Source organism: Trichloromonas sp. (assembly GCF_041583255.1).
GTDB lineage: Bacteria > Desulfobacterota > Desulfuromonadia > Desulfuromonadales > Trichloromonadaceae > Trichloromonas.
The window spans coordinates 1-3,729 of record NZ_JBFHGD010000271.1 but is presented as its reverse complement, the minus strand read 5'-3'; the positions used below and the strand labels follow the sequence as shown (position 1 = coordinate 3,729).

The following is a 3,729-nucleotide window of genomic DNA, read 5'->3' as shown; positions in this document are numbered from 1 at the left end:
CGGCCCCGGTCAAGAACGGCCGCGGCATCACAGTGTTCGCGGATGGTGGAAACGCTATGAGACACGACCAGTAGAGTGGAACGGTCCTTGCGTCGATCAAACTCGGCTTTGCTCTTTTTCTTGAAGACAGCATCCCCTACCGCGGTCACTTCATCGATGCGATAGTAATCAAAGTCGATGGCCATGCTCAGTCCGAAAGCGAGCTTGGCCTTCATACCGGAAGAGTAGGTATTGACCGGCATCTCCATGTAGTCGCCGAGTTCGGAAAACTCTTCGACAAAGGCGGTTACCCGCGGAATGTCGGCATTGTAGATGCGACAGATGAAGCGCAGGTTTTCCCGACCAGTGAGGCTGCCGTGGAAGCCGCCGGAAAAGCCGATGAGCCAGGAGACGCTGGAGGTGCGGATCACCTCGCCGGAGGTCGGCAGCTCGGCCCCGCTGATCATCCGCAGCAGGGTCGATTTGCCGGCGCCGTTGCGGCCGAGAATCCCCATGTTGCGCCCCGGCGGAAAGACCAGGCTGATATCGTCAAGCACCGTCTTGACACCTTTGGTGGTGCGATAGCGCTTGCAGAGGCTTCGCAGTTCGATCATGAATCCTCATTCAAAAACTGGCGGGAATAGCGTTCAAGCAGCAGGCCCAGAGGCAAAACAAAAAGAACCACCCCGAACACATAGGGCATAAAGACAAAACGGCTTTCATACCCTGCCGACATGCCGTTGCGCAGCAGTTCGATCAGATGCGACAGGGGATTGTAAAAAAGGATGTCGCGGGCATACGCAGGTGCCATTTCCACCGAAAAAAAGAGCCCCGAGGTGAAAAAGAGAATCCGTAAAAGCATCGGCACAATAAGGCGCGTGGTCGGCCACATGAGATTGAAGGAGGAGCACAAGGCCCCGACGCCAAAACCGAGCAGCAGGGCGAGGGTCAGGGCCATCAACATGGCCGCCGGATCATGCAGCACGATCACATAACCGCAGAGCCAGGCGACAGTGAGCAGAAAGACCAAAACACACATATACATGGCCCCGTGCAACAAAGCCCGTGCCACAATGATATCAATGGGAAATACCTGGGGATAGGCCAGCAGGGCACGGTTGCCGCCAACACTGTTCATGGCTCCCGTGATAGTTTCATTAAAAAGATACCAGGGGATAAAACCACCGAGCAGAAACACCGGCATAGACAAGCCGTGCGGCGCAGGCGCCCCGGCCAGCTCACGGATAACCCAGAAAATGCCAAGCGTAAAGGAGGCGTTGATCAGCGCCCACAGATAGCCGAGCTTATGCTTGCCAAAGAGGGTCTTGGTTTCGCGCAGCATCAGCGCCCAGACCACCCTCCTCTGGATGCGGACGGCTTCCAGAAGCACGCTCATCTGCCGCCCCCCTTCGCTTCAATGCCGACACGAAAAGCCGGGGCATCATGACGGGTAAGCACAGGGAAGCCGGAATTGTTTTTATCAGGGATGGCACGGGAAAGCATGGGCCGGCGGAAGCCCAAGGGAGGCAACCTGAGTTGGAGAGCCAGGAATGAACGGGAGAAAAACTTCATATAAACAGACAACGTCCCAAATGCACGGAATGCAGAATTTGCGAAAACAACATCACCTTCTTCACGCTTTGCCTGAGAACAAAGGACAAAAAAAGTCTGTTACTGCAATTCTTTTTCACGCCCCAAAAGGATTACGAAATGTTGACGTTTGGCTTCAGAAGGCAGGGGCAAAAAATAGATAGTCATGAATATTTCAGTCACCCGCCTATGCCACAATTCAACCCATCTAATTACATAATTTAATCTGTGGAAATTATCATAGAGAAGAGTCAGGGTCAAGAGTTAAAAACACCACAGGGACGGGTGAATGTCTCAACCCCCACAAGGGTTTACGCCCCCTAATGAAAAAAGAGAACCTGCTGCAGCGCAGCGCGAAAGGCCGCGCGAAGGGAGGCCGGAGCAAGAACTTCGACATGGGGAATATAGGAATAGAGCCAGGAAAGGATTTCCTTTTCGCCGCCGGCTTCAAAGGAGAGCACCAGCGCTCCGTCCGGTTCTTCGGATATCTGCTGGGAGGGGTGCCAGGTTCGCTCACGGATCAGGTAAGCCACTTCGGCGGAGAAGTGGACCCTGATCCGCATCGGCTCCTCGTTGATCAGGCCGAATGCCGAGCCGGTCAGGTCGGCCGCCGAAAAATCGTCCGGCACCTCGAAACGCTGATCAAGAAGTTCAACGCTACGGATACGATCCACCAGAAACAACCGGTAGTCATTGCGGTTGTGAGCCCAGCCCGCCAGGTAAAGGGAATCCTTGAAAAAGAGCAGCGTGTAGGGATCGAACAGGTATTCCTCGGCAGCACGCCGGGCCGGAGCATAGCGAACGCGGCAGCGAAACTGGCGCAGCAGGGTTTCGCGAAGCGTTTCCAGCACCGCCCGCTGGCTTTGGTAATCGCGCAGCCCCTGAAAGCGGGGCGCCGCAGCCTGGGCGAGACGCTCCAGGTGCGCCACATTGCGCGGCGACAGGTTGGATCGGATGCGGGCGAAGATCGCCTCGAGATCGTCCTGAAAGGGGGTCCCCTGCAGAAACGCCAACTGCCCGCGGCAGAAATACAGGGTCATCAATTCATGCAGCGAAAAAGTAACCGGCAGAAACTCCTTGAATTCCGGCATGAAGCTGTGCAGCACCCTGCCGTCAGGCTGCAGTTCGCTGGTCAAGGGGTAACCGGCTTCCTCCAGCGCCTTCAGGTCCCGATAAACCGTGCGGCGGGTAACCTGGCACTCCTCCGCCAACTCGTCAACGGTGGCACCGAAGCGGGCGCGCAGAATGCGGATGACATCGTGCAGGCGGGCCGCCTGACTGTATTTCTTGGCCGGCTTGCCTCGCTTGCCTGCGGGAACCTTCATTCGTTCTCCTGATACCAGGTATATTTATGCGCCTTGCCGCGAACTTTCTCACTCGGGTACTTGCGGATATTCTTGTCCATTTTCCTCGACACGGTTTCGGCCAGGTCAAGTTGGAGCGTGTTGGCCAGCGACAGGGAATAGATGACGATATCCGCCAGCTCCTCGCCAATGTCGGCCAGGGCTTCGACTGGAAGTCTTTTCGACGCCTCGACGGTCAGCCACTGAAAATGCTCCATCAGCTCAGCCGCTTCGATGGCGATGGACATGCTGAGGTTTTTCGGCGTGTGATACTGCTCCCAATCCCGCTCCCGTACGAAATCCGCCATCCGCTCTTTGAGCTGCTGCAGTGTTGTATCCCGGTCGTTCATCGATCCTCCTGTAGGCTTAGAGAGCTTCGCCGGCCACCAGTTCGCGCAGCCCGTGGATGGTACCGCTGCCGTGCGGACTTTGGATCCGGCTGACGGAGAAGAGCAGGGTCACCTGGCTGTCGGTGGTCACCGCGGCCCGGCTCCCGTTGAGCCGCACCCCGGCCAGATCGAGCCGCGAATTCGAAGCCGTCAGCGCCACCGGCGCCTCGATGCGCAAGCCGTTGGCCGTCACCGTGGAACCTTCGATCCGCAGGCCGACGTCGTTACCGGTAATCAGGCCCTTGTCGATAATCGCACTGGAACGGACCAGCCTGACCGACTCGGCGGCCACGTTATTTATCCGAACATCCTGGCAATCAACGATCTCGAGCGACTTGTAGGCTCCCTCGAAGACCATACCTCGGCTCCCCTCGCAGCGGCCCAGCCGCCCCTCGCCGCCAGTGGGAAAAGAGGCCAGCTCGATGTCG

General features: G+C 57.3%; 5 protein-coding genes. All 5 read right to left on the bottom strand.

Annotation, left to right across the window (positions count from 1 at the left end):
- Window positions 1-593 (bottom strand): ABC transporter ATP-binding protein (locus ABYV89_RS15380; protein WP_432823815.1); only part of this gene is annotated, 593 nt, incomplete at its 3' end.
- Window positions 590-1,375: an ABC transporter permease gene (locus ABYV89_RS15375; protein WP_432823814.1), complete on the bottom strand. Its 786-nt coding sequence runs from the start codon at window positions 1,373-1,375 to the stop codon at window positions 590-592. The genes ABYV89_RS15380 and ABYV89_RS15375, both read right to left, overlap by 4 nt.
- Before the next feature lie 514 nt (window positions 1,376-1,889).
- Window positions 1,890-2,894, bottom strand: a complete 1,005-nt coding sequence (locus ABYV89_RS15370; RefSeq protein ID WP_432823813.1) for a helix-turn-helix transcriptional regulator — start codon at window positions 2,892-2,894, stop codon at window positions 1,890-1,892.
- Window positions 2,891-3,262: a nucleotide pyrophosphohydrolase gene (locus tag ABYV89_RS15365; RefSeq protein ID WP_432823812.1), complete on the bottom strand. Its 372-nt coding sequence runs from the start codon at window positions 3,260-3,262 to the stop codon at window positions 2,891-2,893. The genes ABYV89_RS15370 and ABYV89_RS15365 overlap by 4 nt, the downstream gene beginning before the upstream one ends.
- 16 nt (window positions 3,263-3,278) lie before the next feature.
- On the bottom strand, window positions 3,279-3,729 hold a 451-nt coding region (locus tag ABYV89_RS15360), incomplete at its 5' end, for a hypothetical protein (RefSeq protein ID WP_432823811.1).